Source organism: Seonamhaeicola algicola (assembly GCF_007997385.1).
GTDB lineage: Bacteria > Bacteroidota > Bacteroidia > Flavobacteriales > Flavobacteriaceae > Seonamhaeicola > Seonamhaeicola algicola.
Genome location: NZ_VOSC01000028.1, coordinates 30430 through 56706, shown reverse-complemented (window position 1 = coordinate 56706; position 26277 = coordinate 30430). Strand labels below are relative to the sequence as shown.

The 26277-nt window shown below is 29.2% G+C and carries 20 protein-coding genes; 13 read left to right on the top strand and 7 right to left on the bottom strand.

Annotated elements, in window-relative coordinates; translation table 11 throughout:
• Positions 1-44: 44 nt before the first annotated feature.
• Positions 45-863, bottom strand: a complete 819-nt coding sequence (gene kdsA, locus FUA26_RS12260; protein WP_147136502.1) for a 3-deoxy-8-phosphooctulonate synthase — start codon at positions 861-863, stop codon at positions 45-47.
• Positions 864-1085: 222 nt separating this feature from the next.
• On the opposite strand from kdsA, the gene typA reads away from it, so the two are divergent.
• Positions 1086-2885, top strand: a complete 1800-nt coding sequence (gene typA / locus FUA26_RS12255; protein WP_147136499.1) for a translational GTPase TypA — start codon at positions 1086-1088, stop codon at positions 2883-2885.
• A gap of 37 nt (positions 2886-2922) precedes the next feature.
• Here the strand turns inward: typA and FUA26_RS15875 are convergent, their stop codons facing one another.
• On the bottom strand, positions 2923-3075 hold the full coding sequence (locus FUA26_RS15875; RefSeq protein WP_186826916.1) for a hypothetical protein: 153 nt from the start codon (positions 3073-3075) through the stop codon (positions 2923-2925).
• A gap of 178 nt (positions 3076-3253) precedes the next feature.
• Between FUA26_RS15875 and FUA26_RS12245 the strand changes: the two genes are divergently transcribed.
• Genes FUA26_RS12245 through FUA26_RS12230 form a run of 4 tightly spaced genes read left to right on the top strand, consistent with a single transcriptional unit; the run spans position 3254 to position 8437 of the window.
• Entirely contained in the window at positions 3254-4552 is a 1299-nt protein-coding gene (locus tag FUA26_RS12245) for an O-antigen translocase (protein WP_147136493.1), read from the top strand.
• The gene (locus tag FUA26_RS12240) at positions 4553-5842 is read left to right on the top strand and encodes an O-antigen translocase (RefSeq protein ID WP_147136490.1); all 1290 of its coding nucleotides are present in this window, start codon (positions 4553-4555) and stop codon (positions 5840-5842) included.
• Entirely contained in the window at positions 5835-7376 is a 1542-nt protein-coding gene (locus FUA26_RS12235) for a phosphoethanolamine transferase (protein ID WP_147136487.1), read from the top strand. Before FUA26_RS12240 ends, FUA26_RS12235 begins: the two co-directional genes overlap by 8 nt.
• On the top strand, positions 7373-8437 hold the full coding sequence (locus FUA26_RS12230) for a glycosyltransferase (protein ID WP_147136485.1): 1065 nt from the start codon (positions 7373-7375) through the stop codon (positions 8435-8437). Before FUA26_RS12235 ends, FUA26_RS12230 begins: the two co-directional genes overlap by 4 nt.
• Here FUA26_RS12230 and FUA26_RS12225 read toward each other — a convergent pair.
• Positions 8407-9318, bottom strand: coding sequence for a glycosyltransferase family 2 protein (locus FUA26_RS12225; protein WP_147136482.1), 912 nt, complete (start codon positions 9316-9318; stop codon positions 8407-8409). The two genes, FUA26_RS12230 and FUA26_RS12225, sit on opposite strands and share 31 nt — an antisense overlap.
• Before the next feature lie 78 nt (positions 9319-9396).
• Here FUA26_RS12225 and FUA26_RS12220 point away from each other — a divergent pair, with 78 nt between their 5' ends.
• Positions 9397-10506, top strand: coding sequence for a glycosyltransferase (locus FUA26_RS12220; RefSeq protein WP_147136479.1), 1110 nt, complete (start codon positions 9397-9399; stop codon positions 10504-10506).
• Here the strand turns inward: FUA26_RS12220 and FUA26_RS12215 are convergent.
• Positions 10503-11186 carry a cell division ATP-binding protein FtsE gene (locus FUA26_RS12215; RefSeq protein ID WP_147136476.1) on the bottom strand — a complete coding sequence of 228 codons (684 nt, stop codon included), beginning with the start codon at positions 11184-11186 and terminating at the stop codon, positions 10503-10505. The genes FUA26_RS12220 and FUA26_RS12215 overlap by 4 nt on opposite strands.
• A 267-nt stretch (positions 11187-11453) precedes the next feature.
• On the opposite strand from FUA26_RS12215, the gene FUA26_RS12210 reads away from it, so the two are divergent.
• The 4 genes from FUA26_RS12210 (at position 11454) to FUA26_RS12195 (ending at position 17567) form a co-directional block, all read left to right on the top strand.
• Positions 11454-14483 carry a tetratricopeptide repeat protein gene (locus FUA26_RS12210; protein ID WP_147136473.1) on the top strand — a complete coding sequence of 1010 codons (3030 nt, stop codon included), beginning with the start codon at positions 11454-11456 and terminating at the stop codon, positions 14481-14483.
• Positions 14484-14692: 209 nt separating this feature from the next.
• A complete protein-coding gene (locus tag FUA26_RS12205; RefSeq protein ID WP_147136470.1) occupies positions 14693-16423 on the top strand; it encodes a TonB-dependent receptor in 1731 nt (576 codons plus the stop codon).
• A gap of 72 nt (positions 16424-16495) precedes the next feature.
• Positions 16496-16960 carry a hypothetical protein gene (locus FUA26_RS12200; RefSeq protein ID WP_147136467.1) on the top strand — a complete coding sequence of 155 codons (465 nt, stop codon included), beginning with the start codon at positions 16496-16498 and terminating at the stop codon, positions 16958-16960.
• Between the two features lie 25 nt (positions 16961-16985).
• Positions 16986-17567 (top strand): DUF1287 domain-containing protein, encoded by a 582-nt coding sequence (locus FUA26_RS12195; RefSeq protein WP_147136464.1) that lies wholly within the window; start codon positions 16986-16988, stop codon positions 17565-17567.
• Positions 17568-17586: 19 nt separating this feature from the next.
• On the opposite strand, the gene FUA26_RS12190 is transcribed toward FUA26_RS12195, so the two are convergent.
• Positions 17587-18282, bottom strand: coding sequence for a class I SAM-dependent methyltransferase (locus tag FUA26_RS12190; RefSeq protein WP_147136461.1), 696 nt, complete (start codon positions 18280-18282; stop codon positions 17587-17589).
• 163 nt (positions 18283-18445) lie between these two features.
• Here FUA26_RS12190 and FUA26_RS12185 point away from each other — a divergent pair, with 163 nt between their 5' ends.
• Both FUA26_RS12185 and FUA26_RS12180 read left to right on the top strand, forming a co-directional pair.
• Entirely contained in the window at positions 18446-18937 is a 492-nt protein-coding gene (locus FUA26_RS12185) for a YkgJ family cysteine cluster protein (RefSeq protein ID WP_147136458.1), read from the top strand.
• A 56-nt stretch (positions 18938-18993) separates the two neighbouring features.
• Positions 18994-19824, top strand: coding sequence for a sterol desaturase family protein (locus tag FUA26_RS12180; RefSeq protein WP_147136455.1), 831 nt, complete (start codon positions 18994-18996; stop codon positions 19822-19824).
• Positions 19825-19829: 5 nt separating this feature from the next.
• On the opposite strand, the gene FUA26_RS12175 is transcribed toward FUA26_RS12180, so the two are convergent.
• Positions 19830-21098, bottom strand: a complete 1269-nt coding sequence (locus FUA26_RS12175; protein WP_147136452.1) for an exo-beta-N-acetylmuramidase NamZ family protein — start codon at positions 21096-21098, stop codon at positions 19830-19832.
• Positions 21099-21104: 6 nt separating this feature from the next.
• Here FUA26_RS12175 and FUA26_RS12170 point away from each other — a divergent pair, with 6 nt between their 5' ends.
• Positions 21105-22340, top strand: a complete 1236-nt coding sequence (locus FUA26_RS12170; protein WP_147136449.1) for an ABC transporter permease — start codon at positions 21105-21107, stop codon at positions 22338-22340.
• Here the strand turns inward: FUA26_RS12170 and FUA26_RS12165 are convergent.
• On the bottom strand, positions 22337-26206 hold the full coding sequence (locus FUA26_RS12165) for a PAS domain S-box protein (protein ID WP_147136446.1): 3870 nt from the start codon (positions 26204-26206) through the stop codon (positions 22337-22339). The two genes, FUA26_RS12170 and FUA26_RS12165, sit on opposite strands and share 4 nt — an antisense overlap.
• Positions 26207-26277: the final 71 nt, after the last annotated feature.

Sequence of the window (26277 nt, the reverse complement as noted above, 5' to 3'; positions counted from 1 at the left end):
CTATATTTATTTGTGTTTTTAAGTTTTGGTTATTAAAACTACAATTAAAGATTAATTATGGTTTTTCTAATAGCTACAAGGTTTGTAAGTAGTTTTTCTAAATTATTTAAATGTAACATGTTTGCACCATCACTCTTTGCGTTTGCGGGGTCAAAATGCGTTTCAATAAATAAACCATCAACATTGTTAACCACACCAGCGCGTGCTATGGTTTCAATCATATCTGGTCTGCCACCAGTAACACCTGCACTTTGGTTAGGTTGTTGTAAAGAGTGTGTAACATCTAAAACAGTTGGAGCATATTGGCGCATTGTAGGTATACCTCTAAAATCTACAATCATGTCTTGGTAACCAAACATTGTGCCGCGGTCTGTTATCCAAGCATTATCGCTGCCTGAATCTTTAACTTTTTGTACGGCGTGTTTCATGGCTTCCGGACTCATAAATTGTCCTTTTTTAAGGTTAACAACTTTACCTGTTTTTGCCGCTGCAACAACCAAATCTGTTTGGCGTACTAAAAACGCAGGAATTTGCAAAACATCAACATATTGGGCAGCAAGATTAGCATCAGAAACTTCATGTATATCTGTAACCGTAGGGATATCAAACGTATCAGAAACTTTTTTAAGTATTTTTAAAGCTTTTTCATTACCAATACCTGTAAAACTGTCAATTCTGCTTCGGTTTGCTTTTTTAAAACTTCCTTTAAAAACATACGGAATTTCAAGCTTATCGGTTATTTTAACTACTTTTTCGGCAATTTTAAGTGCCATGTCTTCGCCTTCAATAGCACAAGGGCCACATAGTAAAAAAAAGTTGTTAGAATTGGTGTGTTTTAGTTTTGGTACATCTTGAAGTTTCATAAACGCTTTTGATAATTTTAGGCCACAAATATACTACTTTAGTTATATAATTTAGCGGTTTTCTGTTTTGTATAAAAGGCGCTGCTAGTTATTAAAAAGAGGCTATATTTAAATATTTAGAGCAGTTGGCGTTTTTCATAAAAAAGAAAATTCAAAATACATTTAATATATTATATATCCATTAATTATGAGTATCTTTGCACGCTTAAAATAGGGCTTAAAATGAAAAAAATAAAAAATATTGCCATTATTGCTCACGTAGATCATGGGAAAACTACGTTGGTAGATAAAATTATGTATCACTGTCAGTTATTTCGTGAAAACGAAAATACGGGCGATTTAATACTTGATAACAACGATTTAGAGCGTGAACGAGGTATTACAATTACCTCAAAAAACGTTTCGGTTACTTATAAAGACACTAAAATTAACATTATTGATACACCAGGTCACGCCGATTTTGGTGGCGAAGTAGAACGTGTTTTAAATATGGCCGACGGTGTACTTTTATTAGTTGATGCTTTTGAAGGCCCTATGCCACAAACACGTTTTGTATTACAAAAAGCTATTGATTTGGGGTTAAAACCATGTGTGGTTGTTAATAAAGTTGATAAAGAAAACTGTACACCAGAAGAGGTGCATGAAAAGGTGTTTGATTTAATGTTTGAATTGGGTGCAGAAGAGTGGCAGTTAGATTTTCCAACGGTTTATGGTTCTGCAAAAAACAATTGGATGAGTGATGATTGGAAAAATCCAACTGAAAATATTGAACCGCTTTTAGAAATGGTAATTGAACATATTCCTGAGCCAAAAATAGCTGAAGGTTCTACGCAAATGCTAATTACATCATTAGATTTTTCTAGCTTTACAGGAAGAATTGCCATAGGTAGGTTAACAAGAGGTACTTTAAAAGCAGGACAAAACATATCATTAGTTAAACGCGATGGTAGTATTGTTAAATCTAAAATTAAAGAATTACACGTTTTTGAAGGCTTAGGGCGTATAAAAGTAGATGAAGTACAAGCTGGAGATATTTGTGCTATAGTAGGTTTAGAAGGTTTTGAGATAGGAGATACTGTAGCCGATTTTGAAAACCCTGAAGGCTTAAAAACTATTGCTATTGATGAGCCAACAATGAGTATGTTATTTACTATTAACGATTCGCCATTCTTTGGTAAAGACGGTAAATACGTAACTTCACGCCATATTAAAGATAGATTAACCAAAGAATTAGAAAAAAACTTAGCATTACGTGTGCAAGATACTGATAGTGCCGATAAGTTTATGGTATTTGGTCGTGGTGTATTACACTTATCTGTTTTAATTGAAACCATGCGTCGTGAAGGATATGAATTACAAATTGGCCAACCACAAGTAATTATAAAAGAAATTGATGGTGTAAAATGCGAACCTGTTGAAGAAATGACTATAGATTTACCTGAAGAAGTATCAGGTAAAGCCATAGAAATGGTAACCATGCGTAAAGGTGAAATGTTAAGTATGGAAGCTAAAGGTGAGCGTATGGTTTGTGAATTTATTGTACCATCGCGTGGTATTATAGGTTTAAGAAATCAATTATTAACAGCTACCGCAGGTGAAGCTATTATGGCACACCGTTTTAAAGAATATCAACCAGTAAAAGGTGGTATTCCTGAAAGACAAAATGGATCTTTAGTGTCTATGGAAAACGGTACAGCAATTCCGTATTCTATTGATAAATTACAAGATCGTGGTAAGTTTTTTATTGATCCGGGTGAAGATATTTATGAAGGGCAGGTTATTGGTGAAAACTCAAGAGGTGATGATATGACAGTTAACGTAACTAAAACTAAAAAGTTAAGTAACGTACGTTCTGCCGGAGCCGATGATAAAGCTAAAATTGTACCAGCTATTAAGTTTTCATTAGAAGAAGCTCTAGAATATATTCAAAAAGATGAATACGTTGAGGTTACACCAAATCATTTACGTATCAGAAAAATTTTACTTAAAGAAGTAGACCGCAAACGAAATAAATCTCTTTAATGGATTTTTTAGGAATTCCTTTAACTGAATGGGTAGGTTATTTAGCCATGGCAACAGTATTATTATCATTTTTAATGAAATCTGTTGTTAAATTAAGGTTAGTAAACCTAGTAGGATGTTTGTTTTTTGTGGTATACGGTATATTATTATCGCCAATATCAAAACCTATTATAATAACTAATACAGCCATACTTTGTATAAATTTGTATTATTTACTTAAAAAGGTAAAATAAAGATATTGTGCTACACTTTATCTATTAAACCAAGTATACTAGTTTTTACGTATATGTATTTTGTATATTTGGTTTTATAGGTAAAGTCACTCAAAAAAATAACCAACATCATTTCTTTGAGATAAAAAATATCAATTGAAAAAGTTAATTGATTATATAAACAAACACGTTTTAGTTAATGTTGCTTCTTTGCAAATAGTTTCTGTAATTACCAGAATTATAGCGGGTTTGTTAACTTCAAAAGCCATTGCTGTTTTTATAGGTGCAGAAGGTTTAGCATTAATAGGTAATTTTCAAAACTTTGTTAGTTCGTTTCAAACATTATCTATTGTTGGGTCATACAAAGGCGTTGTAAAATATATAAGCAAGTTTAAAGATGATGCAATTAAACTAAGCAAAACCATTTCAACCGTTTTTTATTGTGGTTTTATTTGTACTATTTTACTATCTGCAGCTTGTTATTATAATGCTGAGCTTATAAAAGATATAATTTTTCCTAGTTATAATAACTATACACTTGCAATTAAAGTATTTGCCATTGTACTACCTTTTTATGCTTTAAACTTATTTTCGTTTTCTATTATGAATGGATTTTCAAAGTATAAAATCTTAATCATAATAAATATTATTGGGCAAATTTTAAGTGTAGCAGTGGCCTTACTTTTAATTTATCAGGAAAAACTAAAAGGCGCCTTAATATCTGTTGCCATAGCAGAATCTTTAATATTTTTAATAACCTTAGTTGGTATTATAAATAGAAAAAGCTTAATACCTTTAATTAAAGCCAATAATGTAAGTTTACGATTTTTAAAAAAGTTGACACCTTATTCTATAATGGCTATGTTTTCGGCTGTTTTGTTGCCTTTGGTTGCTATAGCAATACGCAATTATATAATTGATAATATAGGTTATAAAGATGCTGGTTTTTGGGAAGCAATGACGCGTATTTCTAAATACTACTTAATGTTTGTTACATCTTTAATGGCCCTTTATATCTTACCAAGATTTACAGAAATAAGTAACAAAAGAGACTTTAAAAAAGAAGTGTTAGCGTTTTACAAAACGGTAATGCCATTTTTAGCGCTTGGGTTATTATTAATATATGTATTGAAACATGTTATTGTAATTTTGATATTTAATGAAGAATTTTTACCAGTAGAAAACTTATTTATTTGGCAGCTTTTGGGTGATTTTATTAAGGTTTTATCTATGGTAGTGGCTTTTCAATTTATAGCAAAAAAAATGTTTTGGTATTACATTTTAACTGAAGCTTTTTTAATAATCGCACTATACCTTACCAGCGTTTATTTTATAAATTATTTTGATGATGTTAAAGGTGCTGTTGTTGCACATTTTGTAAGCTATTTAGGGTATTATATATTAATTTTATGTATTTTTTGGACCTCACTTTTTGGGTATAAAAAACATAGATAAGTGCTTAATAAAATTTTCAGCAATTTTTTTGTAAAAGTTTTCTCCTACAACGGTATTGTTGTAATTGGTAGGTTGTTAGCTTCTTTTACAGTTTCTAAAGTAAGTGCTATTTTTTTAGGACCAAGCGGTTATGCATTAGTAGGTAATTTAAAAAATGCTTTTCAGGGTATTTTAGGTGTAACTTCTACAGGTTTTCAAAGTGGTGTTATAAAATATGTTGCTGAAAATAAATCTAATAAACAAGTTTTAAAAACAGTTTTATCAACAGTTACTTTTTTAGCTGTTATATTATCATTATTTGTTTCAGTTTTTCTTTTTTTGCTGTCAGAAAATTTAAGTGTTTACCTTTTTAAGGATAAATTATTTTCTCATGTTTTTAAATGGCTAGCCTTTTTATTGCCTGTTATATCTCTTAATTTTTTAACTGTATACATAATAAATGGACTAGAAAGGTTTAAACTTTACACAATAATTTTAACATTGGCAAATGTTGTAAATGCGTTAATATCATTTGTTTTAATTTATTATTACAAATTAAATGGTGCATTTTATGCTAGTATTTTTGTGCCAGTTTTTAGTTTTTTTGGAAGTTTACTTTTTAAAGATGTAAGGCGTATTTATTATGAAGCATTTAACTGGAAAAAACATGTATCGGTTTTATTTATAAAATCTATTTCAGCTTATTTGTTTATGGCTATTTATTCTTCGGCCTTAATGAGTATATCTTATTTACTGATTAGAAATAATATAATACAAGTGTTAAATGTTTTTGATGCTGGGTTATGGGAAGCTATGAATAAAATTTCAATGTTTTACATGGTATTTTTTACTTCGCTTTTTACACTTTATTTGTTGCCAAAGTTAGTATTAAATAGAACTTTAAGGGGTTATAATAAGATAATGAAAACTTATTTTAAGTATTTAATTCCGTTTATAATTACATTGTTTATAATTTTATATGCTTTTAGAGAATTTGTTATAGAGTTCATATTAACAGATAAGTTTAAAACTTTAAAATTATTTTTTTCTTATCAGTTTGTTGGAGATTTTATAAAAGTTATGGCATTCTCATTAGCATATCAATTTCATGCAAAAAAAATGCTAGTATATTATTTTGTGTCAGATTTTATTTTGTACACTTCATACTATTTAATAAGTGTTTATCTAATACCCAGTTATAGTTTGTATGGTGTGTTTTATGCTTATGTTATTAGTGTAATTTTATATTTTTTAGCTGTTTTAATAAGTGTGTATAGAGGTAATAATAAATTTTTAAAAAAGCATGCATAGTATTTTAAAAACTTTACTAGTATTAAGTATTCCAATGCTTATTAAATATGTTTTTTTATTGTTTTCTATACAATTTGAATTGGTAAGTTTTGAAGATGTTATAGAAGACATCGCCTTTTTTGCAATAATATTTTTTTTAGTGTATTTCCCACTATTAAAAATACGATTTTATTTAAAAGCTATAATAATTATATTCTTAATATATGTGGTTTTAGAAACAACATCCTATATGGCAGTGTCTTCAAATTTTACATCGTCATATATGTACTTGTTAATAGAATCAAATAAAGCTGAATTAACAGAGTTTACAAACTCTTATATTAATATTAAAATAGTATTGTTTTTTATAAGTGTTTTAGTTTCATATTTTATTCTTGTTAAAAATATAAAACCAAGTAAAAAATACCATTTGGTAGTGCCTTTGGTTAGCGCCTCGGTAATAATAATAGTTTTAAAAGTAACAGGTTTTATAGAAAGTAATGCTTACCACAATATTGTAAGAGGAACTTATGGATATTATGAACTCAGAAAGAACATAAAATTTAACACTAATATTTCTAAAAAAGATATAGAGGTAACAAGTGATAATGAAGTTTTGGTTGTAGTGATTGGAGAATCTACAACTTCAAAGAATATGCAAATATATGGTTATAGTAAAGAAACAACACCATTACTTAATTCAATAAAAGATGAACTTTATATTTATACGAGTGTTATTTCTTCAGGTGTTATTACTACGAAGGTAATACCTAAAGTGTTAACATCACTAACTAGTAAATTGAAAAGTACAAGTGTTAATAATATTTTAGAGGTTTTTAGTAAGGCTGAGTTTGATACATATTGGTTGTCAAATCAAAGACCAATAGGTTTTTTTGACAATAGAATATCAGAAATAGCATCAGCATCTAAATTTTTAAAGTTTTTCAATCATCAAAATGAAGTAAAATCTAATAGTTATGATGGAGTTTTGATACCAGAATTTAAAAAAGTATTAAAAAAAACAGGTAAAAAAGTTATTTTCCTACATCTTATAGGAACCCATTTTGATTATGAAAAGCGTTATCCTAAATCATACACTAAATTTGGAAATCAACCTAATTCAACAAAAAAACAAGAAATTATAAATCAATATGATAATGCTATAGCGTATAATGATTTTGTAGTTTATTCTTTTATTGAAGAATTAAAAAATATAGATAGTAAAAGTGCATTGTTGTATTTTTCTGATCATGGAGAAAACGTTTATCACGGTTTAGACTTCTTTGGAAGATCAGAAAATACCATAACAAAAAGCATGTTTGAGATCCCATTTTTATTATGGACATCTAAAGATTTTCAATTTCCAAAAGATTTTTATTTTGATTACGATAGGCAGTTTATTACAGACAATACTTATGATAGTTTAGGGCATCTTATGGGAATAAAGTATATTGATATGGATTTTAATAAAAGTATTTTTTGTACCTCTTACAAAAAAGAAGTAAGATTAGTTTTAGATGGACTAGATTTTGATGATGAAAACAATTTCAAATGAGTAAGAAAATTTGTTTATTAACTACTAGTCTAAGCTCTGGAGGTGCAGAAAAACTTGTTGCTAATATGTCTGTTGTTTTAAGCGATAAAGGATATAATGTAACCATATTTATAATGGAAAATGATGTAGATTATGAGTATAAAGGAGAACTATATAATTTTGGTCTAGATAAAGTTAAATTTAGCAAAATTAAATCTTTTTTTAAATTTCGAACTTTTTTTAAACAGCATACTTTTGATTATGTTATTGATCATAGGCTTAGAGATAAATACTTTAAAGAGCTAATATTTTCTAAACTTGTATTTAACAAGTGTAAAGTTATTTATTGTATTCATAACTTTAGGTTAAAATATTATTTTTCATTTATTAATTACCCAGTATTAGCCAGATTACCACATTCAAAATTTAGAACTTTCGTGTCTGTTTCTAAAGCAATTGAAAATAAAGTTAAGAGCAAATTAAAAATTGATAGCACCACGGTATACAATTTTTTTAACCTTAACAAAAGCCTTTGTAATAATGATAATGAATATGAAAATTATATTATTGGAGTTGGAAGGCTAACTGAAATTAAACAATTTGATGTGTTAATTGAAAGTTTTGGAGCTTCTAATCTTAAATATAAAAATATTAAACTTTTAATTTTAGGAAGTGGCCCATGTAAAAACCAATTACACAAGCTTATAATTAACCTAAACTTAGAAGCGCATGTAAAACTTTTACCCTTTACAGATAACCCCTATCCATTAATAAAAAAGGCTAAAGCATTAGTTTTATCAAGTAAAGTAGAAGGGTTTCCTATGGTGTTGTTAGAAGCTCTAAAATTAAATACCCCAGTAATTTCTTTTAATTGTAAAAGTGGACCAAATGAAATAATTAAAGATGAGGTAAATGGTATTTTAGTTGAAGATCAAAATCAAGATAAATTAATTTGTGCTTTAAATAAATTGTTGGATGAAGACTATTATAATCATTTAAAATTAAATACTTCAGTTGGGCTAGAAGCGTTTTCAAAGGAAACAATAATAAATCAATGGGAAAAGCTTTTTACCCAGATGTAAAATGTTTTAATACTATAAAAAAGTTTTGTTGGTAAGTAGTATTTTATTTTTTGAGTAAAATTTAAGTTTGAGGTGTTTATTTTCTTCTTATAAAAGCTTACTAACTTGTTGTTTAATTCCATTTTATATAAAACCACAAGTTTAAAATGAATAAAATCTACATATTTTTTTAAATCGTAGTTTGTATAACTATTATAATATTTTTCATAATCAGGAATAATTCTATTACTATTTTTTTGTGGTGCTGTTAATTGGTTCTTAATTCCGTCTAACCTGTAAACTTTAATATTTTGATTATATACTAAATTAAATCTTAAAAAGCATCTTATAGCAAAGTCTTCCTCTTCTCCATAATTAATCGTTTCATCAAAATAACCCACGGTATTAAAAACAATTCTATTACAAACTAAGGAGCTTGAAGCATATAAGTTTTTATTAGTTGAAAAATAATTAGTAACTAAATAGTTTCTACACTTTTTACAATTATTCGGTTTTAAAAAAGGTATATTTTTTTTATTAAAAGATTTAAAATTAGTAGCAAATACCTTTTCATTATTGTAAGTTTCAATTAAATGAAAAATTGATTCTAAAAAATCTTTACACCATAAGTCATCAGCATCTAAAAAAGCAATATAGTTAGCTTTTGCGTTTTTAATACCTACATTTCTGGCCGCAGATAGCCCTTTGTTTTCTTGGTTAATTATTTTAACTCTATTATTTTGAATTTGCTCTATTATTTTCAAACTATTATCTGTAGAGCCATCATTAATAACTATTATTTCAAAATCTTGAAAAGTTTGATTTAAAACACTGTTTATAGTTTCTTGTATATACTCTTGTTTATTGTATAAAGGAATAACTACCGAAAAAAAGGGAAGCATTAAAGTTTGTTTTCAACAAAAATAGTGTTTTTTTAAATCTGTTCTGGTAGATATTAAATAAACAGTTAGATTTGTTTAATGCATAATAAACAACTGCAAATAGTAACATTTAATAATCCTTATCCGCCAAACTTTGGTGGCGCAATAGATATGTTTTATAAAATTAAAGCGTTGCACAATTTAGGCGTAAAAATTTATTTGCATGTATATTGTTTTGATAGAGATGATTTGTCAGGCATTAAGCCTTATTGTGATAAAGTTTTTGTTTATAATAAGAGTAATACCTTAAGTAATCATTTTTCTATAACCCCTTTTTGTGTTAAATCAAGATATTCAAAAGACATATTAAAAAACCTAAAGAGTATAAATGCTCCTATTTTATTTGAGTCTATTAGAACAACAGGTGTTTTGCTAAATGAAACATTTAACCAACCTATAGCGGTTAGGTGCCATAATATAGAGCATAATTATAGTTGGGGCTTAAGTAATAGTGAGTATAATTGGTTAAAAAAAATAGCCTTTCTTATTGAAGGCTATAAGCTTAAATATTACGAAAAAATACTAAATAATGTAAATGTTTTGTTCCCAATATCACATTACGAGTATGCTTATTTTAAAAAGAATTACAGCCCCAAAACTGTTTTTTTACCAGTATTTCAGGAAAATATAAATATTAAAAGTAAAAATGGTTATGGAAATTATGCGCTTTATCATGGCGATTTAGCGGTTTCAGATAATGTAAAATCTGCACTATTTTTAATTAATGTTTTTAAGTCATTAAATCACAAATTAGTAATAGCAAGTTCTACCGTTCAAAATAATATAGTTAAAGAAATAAATAAGTATAATAATATATCTTTTAGGGTAATTGAAACTAGCGAAGAACTAGATTTATTAATTGAAAACGCACATATTAATGTTTTGTATTCTTTTCAAAAATCAGGCACTAAACTTAAGATATTTAATGCATTGTTTAAAGGGCGCCATTGTATTTTAAATACTAATATGGTTGATGATCCTGAAATTTTAAAAATATGTACGGTAATTAATAATAAAGCAGATTATATAAATGCAGTAAAACTTTTATTTAATACAGAGTTTAAGCTTTGCAAAAAAAGACAAAATATTCTTAATAATTATAATGCAAACTTAATTGGTAAAAAAATCATAGATAATTTTTTAAACTAACCTTTACGTTGCACAACCTCATAAACCTGGTTTTCATCACATTTAAGTGTTTTGCTAGGGTATTTTAAAAGCAAAGCATAATCATGGGTAGCCATTAAAATAGTGTTGCCATTTTTATTAATATCTTGCAATACTTTCATAACTTCAACACTTGTTTGTGGGTCTAAGTTTCCTGTAGGTTCATCAGCTAAAATAAGTTCAGGGTCATTAAGTAGAGCTCTTGCAATAGCAACGCGTTGTTGCTCTCCACCCGATAATTCATGCGGAAATTTAAATCCTTTAGTTTTCATGTCAACCTTAGTTAAAACTTCCTCAATACGTGCATTCATTTTATCTTTGTCTTTCCAGCCTGTAGCTTTTAAAACAAACAGTAAATTGTCATTAACTGTTCTGTCAATAAGTAATTTAAAATCTTGAAAAACAACCCCTAATTTTCTTCGTAAAAACGGAATATCCTTCTCTTTTAGTTGTTTTAAATTATAATCAACAATATGGCCATTGCCTTCTTTTAAAGGTAAATCGCCATAAAGTGTTTTCATAAAACTACTTTTTCCTGTACCCGTTTTTCCAATTAAATATACAAATTCGCCTTTATTAATTTCAACATTAACGTTTGATAAAACCAAGCTATCACCTTGGTAAATGGCAGCATCTTTTAATTGTAAAATGGTATTAGGCATAAAAACTACGTTTAAATTACAAGTTTACGTGTAATGTTACATATTACAAACCCAAATGTATGTTTTTTGTTGTGTTAAAACAGCAATAATTACAAACTTTTTTAACAAATTATAAAGTGTTTTATAATTATGGCATGATTATTTCGTTATAACAAAAGCATTGCTAAATACTGTTTTTAGTCTTTATTTTAACAGAAATTTATAGCTGTTTCTGTAGGATTAAAAACCAAACTTTTATCTTTGATTAAAATTAAAAACTACTGGTTAATGACTAAAAAAAGTTTTATCTCCTTTATACTTGCCGTAAGTTTTACCATACCGCTTTTAGCGCAACAATCTGCAGCATACACAAGCAATATGGTAGATTACCAAAAAGCACTATCACTTTACAATAACAATCAATACTTAGCAGCACAATCCTTATTTGAAAGTGTTAAAAAAACAACCAAAGAAGGTGTTTTAAAATCAGATTGCGCCTACTATATAGCCAATTGTGCAGTAAGGCTCAATCAACAAAATGCTGATGATTTGGTTGAAGATTTTGTTGAAGAATACCCAACAAGTACTAAGCGTAATACCGCTTTTGTTGATGTAGCCAATTATTATTTTGAAAACGGAAAATACGCCTATGCCCGTAAATGGTATAGCAAAGTTGATGAAGCTAGTTTAGGTAAAGCCGATAAAGAAACATTCTATTTCAATAATGGTTACACAGCCTTTTCAACCAAACAATATAAAGAAGCAAAAAAATACCTGTCAAAAGTAGAAAGCTCGCAAGAATATGGTTCGCAAGCTAAATACTATATTGGTTTTATGGCTTATGAAGGTGATGATTATGATGAAGCAAACGAATATTTTGATCAAGTAAGTGATCAAGAACGCTACAAAGAAAAATTATCATACTATCAAGCCGATTTAAATTTTAAATTAGGGAATTTTGAAAAAGCTATTGAACTAGCAAAACAACGATTACCAGATAGCGATGAAAACGAAATATCTGAACTTTCAAAAATAATAGGCGAAAGTTATTTTAATTTAGAAGAATACGAAGCTGCCATTCCGTATTTAACAGCCTATAAAGGTAAAAAAGGAAAACGCGATAAAACCGCTAAATGGAATAACACCGATTTTTATCAATTGGGTTACGCACACTACAAACAAGGTAACTATGAAAAAGCCATTTCAGAATTCAATAAAATTATTGGCGGTAACAATAGTATTGCGCAAAATGCCTATTATCATTTGGGCGAAAGTTATGTGCATTTAAATAAAAAACAAGAAGCTTTAAATGCTTTTAGGTATGCATCTCAAATGAGTTTTAATAAAAAAATACAAGAAGATGCTTGGTTAAATTATGCTAAAATTAGTTATGAAATTGGTAACCCTTACCAACCAGCACCACAAGTTTTAGCGGGGTATTTAGATACATATCCTGAAACAAGTTACAGAGATGAAATTGAAACCCTGTTAATAGACTCTTACATAACATCAAAAAATTACAAAGAGGCCCTAATTTTGTTAGAAGGGAAGAAGAGTTTTGATAATAAAGCAGCCTACCAAAAAGTTGCGTTTTATAGAGGTATAGAACTTTATAATGATAATCAATACTTAGAAGCTAAAAAATTATTTGATGCTTCATTAAAAGAACCAAGAGATGAAAATTATACGGCCCGTGCCACATTTTGGAAAGCTGAAGCCGATTATAACCTAACAAATTATGATGATGCCTTGGTAGGTTTTAAGCAGTTTAAACAAATGAATGTTACTGCACCAGAGTTTAAAAATTTAGATTATAATTTAGCTTACACCTATTTCAAATTAAAAAATTACAACAGTGCTACAGAGCATTTTAGTGCTTTTACAAAAAATAGTAACGATGATAAAGTAAGGCAAAATGATGCCTTTTTACGTCTGGGCGATGCTTATTTTGTAACAAGTAACTACAATGCAGCAATAACGGCTTACCAAAATGCCATAAAAATTGGAGAAATTAACGCCGATTATCCCGCATTTCAAAAAGCTATAAGTGCTGGTTATATGGGGCAATCTTCGCAAAAAATTAAAGAATTAGAGCAGTTTATAAACACCTATCAGTCATCTAAACTTCGTGATGACGCTATGTATGAGCTTGGTAATTCATACGTAAAAGCTAACCAAATAGATAAAGCTATTGCTATGTATGATAACTTGAACTCAGCGTATAAAATGAGTTCATTTGTTCCAAAATCATTATTACGTCAAGGTTTAGTATATTATAATGGCAGCCAAAACCAAAAAGCTTTAAACAAATTTAAAAATGTAGCGGGCAATTATCCTGGTACGCCAGAGGCGGTTCAAGCTGTTTCTACTGCTAAACTAATTTATATTGATATGGGGCGTGTTGATGATTATGCAGCGTGGGTTAAAACACTTGATTTTGTTGAAGTTACTGATGCCGATTTAGATAACGCCACTTACACCGCTGCCGAAAAACAGTATTTAGATGGTAATACAGACCGCGCCATTAAACAATTTAATGGTTACGTTAATGAATTTTCAAACGGGCTTCACATTTTACAAGCGCATTTTTATTTAGGCCAGTTGTATTATAAAAAAGATTTAATGGCCAATGCTGCACCACATTATAAGTACATTGTTGAAACATCGCAAAATGAATATACCGAAGAGGCTTTGTCAAGATTATCACAATATTACTTAGAAGGAAAAAAATGGGAACAAGCTATACCAATTTTAAAACGCTTGGAGGCTGAAGCAAATTTTCCGCAAAATGTAATATTTGCACAATCTAATTTAATGAAAGCTAATTATCAATTAGAAAATTATGAAGCTGCTGTTACTTATGCCGATAAAGTTTTAGCAAATACAACTATTGATAATAAAATTAAAAGTGATGCTTATATAATAATAGCCCGTTCAGCAATAAAAACAGGTAACGAAACCAAAGCAAAAGCAGCCTACACCAATGTTGAAAAGGTTGCCACTGGCGAAACAGCTGCCGAAGCATTATACTACAATGCCTACTTTAAAAATAAAGAAGGTAAATATGAAGCATCTAACACAACGGTGCAAAAATTAGCAAAAGATTTTTCTGGTTATAAATATTATAGTGCCAAAGGTTTAGTGGTAATGGCAAATAATTTTTATGCGTTGAATGATGCATTTCAAGCCACTTATATTTTAGAGAGTGTTATTGAAAATTTTGCTGAGTTTGATGATGTAGTAACCCAAGCAAAAGAAGCATTAAACAACATTAAAACAGAAGAAGCTAAAACCAATTCTTCTATTCAACCAGAGTAAATCAGTGTTCAGTATGCAGTTTTCAAAAAGTAATACACAGTTCTTAGTAGCCAATACACCGTTGAGATTTGTAGATAGACGTTTTCAGCTTATTCAAGCTTGGAGTCTTTGCGTTTTAGCGCCTTTGCAAAAATATGTTACTAAGCACCATAAAAGTGAAATCATAGCCTTAATTACAATTATAAATCATCATTAGAAAATTATAAAGTATGCGTAAGCACATAAAACAAATATTAAGTTTTGTATTACTGTTAAGTGTTATAGTAATGCATTCACAAAATAGAGATAAGGATACTATAAACACAGGTGTTATTGATGTTGTAAAACCCTATACACCTACAATTTCTGATGCTTTTAAAGTAAAAGAAACACCAACTTTAAATGATGAAACCACACAAACAAAAAAAGAAGTAAAGTATAATATATTTTCGTTTCCAGTAGCATCAACATTTACACCTGCCAAAGGAAAAGCAGCAGTTGTTGAAAAACGTAAACCTATAAAACTATATGATAATTATGCTACTTTGGGCTTTGGTTCATATACAACCATTTTAGGTGAAGTATATTTAAACCACGCTATTAATAGAACTGAGAGTGTTGGCGGTTATTTAAGTCATAATTCATCACAAGGCGGTATAAATGGTGTTAATTTTGATGATAATTATTCCATTTCAAAACTAAATGTAAACTATACTACCAAATTGCGTGATTTATCATGGAAAGTAAATGGTGGTTTTGAGCATCAAATGTATAATTGGTATGGTGTTGCACCAACATTTACAACAACAGCTATTAATAATAGTATTGATGAAAAACATACCTTTTATAACGCATATTTTGGTGGCGATATTAATTTTGAAGATACATACATAAATTCAGCCGGATTTATTTTTAGGCGTTTTGGTGATAACCAAGGATCTGGCGAAAATCGTTTTATAGCCAATGCAAAAATTGATATTCCTATGAATAGAGAAGAAATTTCAACAACCTTTAAAGTTGATTATATAAAAGGCGATTTTGATAGAAGTTATTACAATGAAGAGGCTTTGGGCTACGGTAATTTTATTGTAAGTGCATCACCTCAATTTCAATTAAAACAAGATGATTTAACCGTTAATCTTGGCATAACTGCAGCTTTTTCTAGAGATTCTGAAAATGAAGAAAGCAACTTTTACATTTATCCTAACGTTACAGCTACTTACAGGTTGGTTAATGATGTGTTAATTGCTTACGGTGGTATTGAGGGTGAGCTGCTGCAGAATTCATATTTTGATTTTGCTTCTGAAAATCCGTTTGTATCTCCAACCTTGTTCATAACACCAACAGACCAACAATACAATGCTTATGTAGGCTTAAAAGGTAAATTGTCTAGCAATATGAGTTATAACATTAGCGGACATTATAAAGCTGATAGAAATAGGGCTTTATTTAAAAATAATGACATAACGTTAATGCCAAATCAGTCATATTCTTATGGTAATTCATACGGAATTGTTTATGATGATATGGATACATTTGGAGTTTCGGGTGAAATAAACGTTGATGTTAGCCGAAATTTTAAATTAGGAATTAAAGCTGAATATTTTAACTACTCAACCGATGCGCAAGATGAAGCTTGGAATTTACCAGACATAAAAGGTTCTTTGTTTTTTGATTACCAAATTGATGAACATTGGTTTACTGGCGCAAATATTTTCTATGTTGGCGAGCGTAAAGATCAATACTTTTTAAATGATGGCGTAACAGCAACTACACCTTTTACTGTAACTTTAGATAGCTTTTTTGATGCTAATGCACATGTAGGTTACCATATAAATGATAAAACATCAGTATTTGCTAAAGCTAATAATATAGCTAATAATGAATACCAACTTTGGCAAAATTTCCCAGTACAGGGTATTCAGTTTTTAGCAGGTGCTACGTTTAAGTTTGATTTCTAAAACTTGTTTTGAAATTGTAATTATTTTTGAATCATATATGTTATTTTTTTAGAACAAACCAAACGCACATTTATGATACAAGGTATACTAGAAATTATAGCAGATTTTTGGCTCCAAATAAGCGATTATAATCATAAAAAAAAGGTAATAAAAAAAGAGCAAGAAGATGGAAAAAAACGCTCTTTTGAAAAGTATTTTTTGCAACCAAGTGCTAAAACATTATACGTATCTATAGTTGTTTTTGGCTTAGCATTTTATTTGTTTTTTACATATCAAAAACGTGTTGCATACCCCAATAAAACTAAAAAAGAAATAATTGAAATTACTACTTGGATTTATAATTGGCATAACAATTACAATAGATATCCTAAAGATTTAAAAGAAGCTTTTGGCAATGACCCAATAAAACAGCAATGGTTTACTGATGCATGGAAAAACCAATATAAATATAAAGTAATAAATAAAGATTTTGTTGTTTTATCTGCTGGAAATGATGGTGTTTTTAACACTGATGATGATATTTATTTAAAAAAGTAATTTTTAATTAACTATTAAGTAAGGTATGAAAGCAATTAAAAAACTAATTTATAGTATTCTATTTATTAGTATTGCTTCTTCTGCTCAAGTAAATACACGTCAACTAACATTATCTGATTGTGCTTTAGAATTAACAAAGCAAAAGGTAATTTACGATCCTAGTTACTTTTTAATTGATTACCCAAATGGCGATATACCCAAAAATAAAGGTGTTTGTACTGATGTTGTTATAAGAGCTTACCGTATGTTAGGAATAGACTTGCAAAAGGAAGTACATGAAGATATGCTATTAAATTTTGCTGTTTATCCTAAAATTTGGGGGCTTAAACACACCGATAAAAATATAGACCACAGGCGTGTTCCTAATTTAATGACTTATTTTAATAGAAAAGGCTACAATAAACCTATAACTAAAAATGCCACTGACTATAAACCTGGAGACGTAGTTTGTTGGAATTTAGGAGGTGCAATAACACACATTGGTATTGTTGTAAATAAAAAATCTGATGATGGTAAACGTTACTTAATAGTGCATAATATTGGAGCTGGCCAAGTTTTAGAAGATTGTTTGTTTAATTATAAAATTATTGGACACTATAGGTTTTAACATCATTTAAAACGCATACTTAACTTAAACGAGCCAAATAATCAAAATGAGAACCTTCAGCAATTAATTCACAATTTAAACCAACGGTTTCGCATGCTAATTTTAAGGTGTTAAAATCTAAATACAACCATTTCATAGGTGTTTCCTTTTCGCCTTTATAGCTAATAAAATAATCTAATTCACCGTAATAATTACTGTTGGTATCCATCCAAAAACCGCCATCATCATCTTCATACATATATTTAATGTCTGATGAATCAATAAGTATTTGTCCGTTTGATTTTAAAAGTGTTTTTAAGTGTTTTAAATACGTAGCAACCTGTTTTAGTTCTTGAAAAATACCAGTGCCATTCATTAGTAATAAAATGGTATCAAAAGCGTTAGTTTCATCTAAAATATTCAAAACTTCAGCATTAATAATACCGCGTTTTTGGGCAACAGCAACTGCGCCTTTTGATATGTCAATGGCTTTAACTTCAAATCCTTTTTCTTGTAAGTATAAGCTATGGCTACCAGCACCACAGCCAACATCTAAAACAGTACCTTTGGCTAATTTTAAAGCTTTTTTTTCTAACGGAGGCATTTCAGAAAACGTTCTAAATAAATAGATAAGAGGTAGCTCATCTTCTGCAGAAATACTTGTTGATGTAATAATATCTTCTGTATAATGTCCGTTAAAAAAATCAAGTAATGCTTTTCCAAAAATGTCTTTCATCTTTTTTTTAAGTTATTTTGAAATTGTTACAAAGTAGCGTTTAAGTAAAGTTTTTAGTTTTTATTATTGTTAGTAATACATGCGTTGTAGACTCGTTAAAAATTTTGTTACATTACCGTTGTAATGCGCCTTATGTAATTAGTAAAACCATTATTTTTGTACCATGCAAGACATTATAAATAACCTTCCAAAGCAGGCCAAAGATAAGCATAACGAAAACAAGAAATTCTTTCAGAAGTTAAAAAAAAAGCCGCCAAAAAATTTAGACTACATTATGCAAGATTTACACGATGAAGAATTTACTAAAACCAATTGTTTAGCTTGTGCAAATTGTTGTAAAACTACGGGGCCACTTTTTACAGATAAAGATATTGAACGTATTGCAAAGTTTTTTAGATTAAAACCGCAGCAGTTTATTGCTCAGTATTTAAGACTTGATGAAGAGAATGATTATGTATTGCAAAGCGTGCCTTGTACGTTTTTAGGTGCAGATAATTACTGTTCAATTTATGATGTACGCCCAAAGGCTTGCCGTGAGTTTCCGCATACAGACAGAAAAAAGTTTCAGCAAATTTCAAACTTAACATTAAAAAATGTAGCTATTTGTCCTGCGGCCTTTAATATTGTTGAAGCTATGAAACAACATATAAAATAAACTATGCGTGCATAATTTATTTTTGTATTGTATATTTAGTGAAAACTAAATTAAAAATGCAAGACCTAATACATTATTTTGAAACCATTCCGTCTTTACACAGAAGCCTTATTTTAGTAGGTGGTTTAACAATTTTTTGGCTTATTGAAAGCGCTGTACCTCTTTTTAAATTCAATTACAAAAAATGGAAACACGCATGGCCAAACATATTTTTTACCTTAACCACAGTTGTAATTAATTTTGTGTTGGCTTTTTTGTTGTTGAAATCTGCCGATTGGGTAACTGCTAATAATTTTGGCATTATTAATTGGCTACCCGCAATACCGCTTTGGCTATATGTGTTTTTAGGCATATTGCTTTTAGATTTTTTTGGCGCATATTTAGCCCATTTAGTTGAGCATAAAGTAAGTATACTTTGGATGGTGCATTTAGTACACCACACAGATCATAATGTAGATACCACTACAGCAAACAGGCATCACCCCATTGAAAGTGTAATAAGGTTTACATTTACACTTATTGGTGTTATTTTAGTTGGTGCACCTATTGGTATTGTAATGTTGTATCAATCGTTATCATTGGTATCATCACAATTTAATCATGCAAATATTAAACTACCAAAGCGTATTGATAAAATATTGAGTTATTTATTAGTATCGCCCGATATGCATAAAGTGCATCACCATTACAGGTTACCGTACACAGACTCTAACTACGGAAATATATTTTCAATTTGGGACAGGTTATTGGGAACATACATGGAATATGATAGAGATAAATTAATTTATGGGGTTGATGTGTTTCCTGATGAAGAAAAAAACGGACGTGTAACAGAGCTTTTAAAACAACCGTTTCAACCTTATGAAAAACCAACTATTACACCTTAATGTTATTAATTATATATTAAGTATTTAGCTCTAATGGTTTTAAAAGCACGCAAATCTTCTTGCCATGAGGCTCTAATATCAGTGTCATTTAAACCAGATTCAATTTGGTGTTGTAACTTTTTTGTACCAGCAAGTTTTGTGAAAAAGTTATTAAAAAAATTGGCGTTGTTAGCTGTGTTTTTGTAAGCTTTAATAAGCCATTGTAAATTTAAATTATCAAGTTTTTTTGTATTAGTTAAGTTGTTTCCGTAGCATATTTTATTTTGATGTTTTGGGTATTTAGCACCTTCATTGGGTTGCGGTGTAAATTGAAAATTGAAAATAGTTTTATCTAAAAACGGGCTACCAAATATTTGAAATTGATGGTTAGTACCACGGCCGGCACTAACATTTGTTCCTTCAAAAAAACATAAACTTGGGTATAAATTTATAGCCATGTGGTTAGGTAAATTTGGGCTTGGTTTAATGGGTAAATTGTATGGTGTTTTGTGTGTGTAGTGTTTTACAGGTATAATTTTAATTTCGCAGGCTATACCGTTTGCTAGCCATTTTTCACCATTAATCATTTTAGCATATTCAGCAATTGTTAAACCATGAACCACCGGAATTGGGTGCATACCAACAAAACTTTTATGTTCGGTTTCTAAAATTGGTCCATCAATGTAATGTCCGTTTGGGTTTGGTCTATCAAAAATAATAACCGGAATTTTAGCCTCGGCACAGGCTTCCATAACATAGTGTAATGTAGAAATATATGTGTAAAAACGTGCGCCAACATCCTGAATATCAAAAAGAACAACATCTAAATTTGCTAATTGCTCCGGTTTAGGTTTTTTATTGTTTCCGTATAAAGATATAATGGGTAAATTGGTTTTGGTGTCTATACCATCTTTTACAATTTCGCCAGCATCGGCGTTTCCTCTAAAACCATGTTCTGGTGCAAAAACTTTTTTTACATTAATGTTTAAAGCCAATAAAGAGTCAACTACATGTGTATAGTTATTACTTTTCAAACTACTAGTATTATTTTTAAAAATAACACTAGTTTGGTTAGCTACAATACCAACGCGTTTTGTTTTTAAAAGCGGTAAATACAATTGTGTTTGGTTTGCGCCAACAATTGGTAATATATTTTCTGTTGTATGTTTTTTTAAATTTGCAGTATTAGTTTTATTACCACTAGCTATTTGGTGTTTTGCCTTATTTGTGTTTCCGCAAGAAATTAGTATTAAAACAAATAATAAAACTGTATTTTTGGCAAAGGTAAAGCGCATATTATATTGAATTTTGAATATTTTTTAGCTAAACGTATTATTAGCAGTAAATCGTATAAAAGTAGTGTTTCGGCACCAATAATAAAAATTGGTATTGCCGCAATTGCTATTGGGGTTTTGGTAATGATGATAACTATTGCAACAGGCATTGGCTTGCAGCAAAAAATTAGAGATAAAGTAGTGGCTTTTAATGGCCATATTCTTATTACAAATTATGATAGTAACACATCTGAAGAAAGTATTTTACCCATCTCAAAAAAACAAGCGTTTTATCCTGAATTTAAAACAGTTGACGGCATAAAACACATACAAGCTGTGGCCTCAAAGTATGGTGTTGTAAGAACAGAAGCGTATTTTGAAGCTGCTTATTTAAAAGGCGTAGGAGCAGATTATAACTGGCAGTATTTTAATGAGTTTTTAGTTGAAGGAAAATTGCCAGATTATACTAATAAAAGAAATGAAGATGTTTTAATTTCACAATATTTAGCTAACAGACTTAATTTGAAATTGAATGACACATTTCAAATGGTTTTTATTAAAGAAGACCCAGAAAAACTGCCTAATATAATAACATATAAAATTGTTGGTATTTATAATTCAGGTTTTCAAGATTTTGATGCAAATTACATAATTGGCGATATTAGGCACATACAACGTATAAATAAATGGGATGATGACCAAATTGGTAATTTTGAGGTTTTTATTAATGATTATAGTGAATTAAACCAAAAAGGAACTCAGGTTTATGAAAACACACCATCAATTTTAAACACACAAACTATTACCAATAAATACAGTTCTATTTTTGAATGGATTAAAATTTTTGATACTAACATTTATGGTATAATTGGTATAATGATTTTAGTTGCTGGTATTAATATGATTACCGCGCTTTTAGTTTTAATATTAGAGCGTACTCAAATGATAGGTATTTTAAAAGCATTAGGTTCAAGTAATTGGAGCATTAGAAAAGTATTTTTATACAATGCGTCTTACTTAATTATTTTAGGGTTAATTTGGGGTAATGTTTTAGGTTTAGGTTTACTATTTACCCAAAAGTATTTTAAAATTTTTACACTAGACCCAAGTGTTTATTATGTTACCGAAGCACCTGTTTACATTAGTTTAGGGTATATAGTAGCTTTAAACATTGGCACTTTGCTACTGTGTTTAATTATGCTTTTAGTACCTTCATACTTAATTACAAAAATATCACCAGTAAAAGCTATTAGGTTTGATTAGCTTTTAATTTTTACATACTTGTTTAAAATTTTGAAGAGTAGTTTCTTATCAATTGGTTTAGCTAAAAAATCATCAACACCCGCATCAAAAGCTTTTTTTATGTCGTTATCTAAAGTATAGGCAGATTGTGCAATTATAGGTGTTTTTGGATGGTTTAATTTAATTTCTTTCGTGGCATTATAACCATTTTTTACAGGCATATTCATATCCATAAAAATTAAATCAATAGTTTGGTTATTACATAAGTCAACAGCCTCTTGTCCATTTAAAGCATGCATTATATTAAAGTTTTGATGTGTTTTTAAAAGAAGCTTTTTTAATATTATGAAGTTTAAGTTTTCATCTTCAACTATTAAAATATTTACATTATCTTTTTCAATTTGAGATATTATATTTTTTGAAGAATCATCGGGGTTTTTATCAATTTCAACGCTTGTTGGTAGGTTTATACAAAAAGTAGTTCCAGCACCTTTAGCTGATTTTATAGATATTGTAGCACCCACAAGTTCGGCGTTTTCTTTGGCTATTGAAAGCCCTAAACCAAGTCCGCCGTAGTTTTGCGCTATGCTTTTGTTTTCTTGAACAAAACGATTAAAAATACTATTGGTGTGTTTTGCTTCTATACCAATACCTGTGTCTTTAATATAAAAAGAAACCGCATTATTTGAAATAGTATAACTTAACTCTATATAGCCATTGTGTGTAAATTTAAAAGCATTGTTTAATATGTGCTTAAGTGCTTTTTGTAATCTAGACTTATCAGAATTAATATAAATAATATCTTTTGAGTTTGGTTTATTTAGGTTAAAAGGTATGTTAGTTTCTTTTGATTTTACACTATATATAGCATACATATCTAACATAAAACTATTTAAGTTAAAAGGCTGGTTTACAACTTTAACTTTTTCAGTTTTTAATGTTGAAATTTCTAAAATATCATCAATTATATTTAGTAATTGTTTGCTACTATTTTTTAAAATAGAAGCATAATGTATGCGTTTTTCAGTGTCTAAGTCGGGTTCATTTAAAAATTCAGAAAAGTTAACAATACCATTAACTGGAGTTCTAATTTCGTGAGAAATATTATTTAAAAATTCAGTTTTTAGTTTGTTGGCTTCTTCAGCTTTTTCTTTAGCTAGAATTAAATCATCAACCATTGTTTTTTTATGGGTAATGTCTTCACTAGCAGCAACAAAGTTTATTATTTCATTATTTTCATTCACAATAGGTGAAATGGCTAAACTACACCAATAAAGTGTGCCGTCTTTTCTTTTGTTTTGTATTTCACCAGTCCATTTTTTATTGTTTTTAATAGTGTCCCATAAATTGTTATAAAATGCTTGAGAATGCGAACCAGAGTTTAGAATATTTAGTGAGCTATTTTCAATATCACTGTACGTGTAGCCTGTTATTTTTGTAAATGCCGGATTAATATATTCTATAATACCGTTTTTGTTAGTAATGAAAATAGCTACAGGGCTTTGCTCTACAGATTTTCCTAGTAGTTTAATGTGTTGCTCTTGTTTTTTCTTTTCGGTTATATCATGAACAATTGAATAAAAATATGATTTATTATCAATTAGAATGTTGCTTGAGTATACTTCAATATCAGCAATACTACCATCGGCTTTTTTGTGTTTAAACTCAAAATGCAACTTTTCTTTGTTAGAAACTTTGTCCATTACATTTTTAATTTCAGAAGCAGATAATAGATTTAAATCTGAAATTTTCATTTTTTTAAGCTCATCTATACTCCAGCCATAAAAGTTTGCGGCAGCAGGGTTTGCGTCATATATTTTACCAGAGTCTTTACAAATAATAAATTTTATTGCAGAGTGCTCATAAAATAGTTGTTTAAATGTTTTTTCGCCAGCTTCAGCTTTTTCAATAGCCTTTTTTAGGTCGTGATTTTGTTTAAGTAATTTTTGCTCATTATTTTTTCGTTTAGTAATATCGGCATGTATACCACTAACTAAAATGGGTTTGTTTTTAATATTTCTTGATACAACTTTGCCTCTTTCATGCACCCACACCCATTGGCCTGCTTTGTTTTTTACACGTATTTCGGCTCTATAAATATCTGTTTTGCCCTCTAAGTGCTGTATCATTAAATCTTTACAATATTCAACATCATCAGGGTGCATTATGCTGTACCACCAATCTAGTTTTAAGGTAACTTCATCTTGTTCATAGCCCAAATGGTCTAGCCAGTATTTATTGGTGTAAATTTCGTTGGTTTTTAAGTTTAACTCCCAAGTGCCTAAGTTAGCGCCTTCAATAGCAACATTAAGTTTTTCTTCGTTAAGTTTTAATTCAGTAATATCTGTTGAAACAACCAAAATACCGCTAACATCTTTACCATTTTCTTTAATGGGTATTTTGTTAGTAATAGTCCACCGTACTTCACCAAATTTATTATGCAAAGTGTTTAAATAATTTAGTTTGGCTTTACCAGAATTTATAACTTCTAAATCAGATTTGTAATATTCATCAGCCATCATAGGGTAAATTTCAGAAGCGTTTTTACCTTCTATTTGTTCTTTTGTTAATCCAATAGCTTGGGCTGCTGTATTACTTATTTTTAAAATATTGTTTTTGGTGTCTTTAAGATAAGTGTACGATGGGTTATGATCATAAATAACTTGGAGTTCATTTAGCATATTTTTAAGTATGGCTTCACTTTTTTTGCTTTCAGAAATATCACTAGCCATAATAATAAGCATGTCTGTTATTCCTTCATCATTTTGTCTTGCTGTAATTACAATATCAAGCCATATGGGGTTGCCATTTTTCTTTATTAGGCATTTTTCAAGTCTGTAATTATTAATTTCTTTTTTTATAAGTTGTTTAAGTTTTTCAATTTCATTTTCAAAAACTTTAAAAGAAGGAATATTTTTATACGCTGTATTTATTAAGTCTTTTTGGGTGTAACCAGTAAGATTTAAAAATTGATTGTTTATTTCAGTAATAATACCATAAGGTGTACATAGCATCATTGCTATATTAGAGTTATCAAAAATACTTCTGAATTTTTTTTCATTATGTATTAATTCGTCTTGTGCAAGTTTACTTTCAGTAATATTTGTTACTTGTACTAAGTAGCCTGTAACTTTATTTTTGTTATAAATTGGAAGTACAAAATTTTCAACATAAATTGCGTTAGAAGGGTTTTTGGGTGTTGGATTAAAAGTGGCTGGAACTTTTATTGTTTTACCTGCTTTTAATTCTTTACGGTATTCAGCTGTTAAGTTAGGGTCATCCCAAAGGTTAAAACCAATAATTTCACTTTTATTTTTTATGCCAAAAAGGGTAAGAGTTTGGTTGTTAGCATTTGTTAATTTTCCATCTTGGTCATAAATTTGAATGGCTAAAGGAGATTGTTCAAATATGCTTATAAATATTTGTTCTTTTTTGTTTGTAGCTTCTTCTTTTAGTTCTAATTTTTGTTGAAGTTTTTTTAACTCGGTAATGTCTTGGTGAAAGCCAAACATTTTTTCGGGTTTACCATTAGCATTTCTTGATGCAAAACCTCGGCTTCTTATCCAAACTATGTTACCATTACTATGTGTAAACCGTATTTCTTGATCATACGGGTGTGTTTCGTTTTCTAAATGTTTTTTAAAACTTTGTAAGGCTAACTGTAAATCATGAGGGTTTATGATATCAAGTATAGCGTTTGATAAAAATGATATTTGTGATGGGGCATAACCTAAAAAAAGTAAGATGCGTGGGTTTATCCATTGGTGTATAGGGCTATCTATGCGCCATGTTTGTAAACCTTCTAACAAACCTTCTTGTATGGTTGAAAAAAAGGACTCGTCTTCTTTAATTAAGTCATACAATTTTTTATTCTGGTTGGATTTCATAAAAATTGCATTTCTTACTTAAATATATAAAAACTTTTGTTATGTAAGAAATATAACCGATGAACTACCTA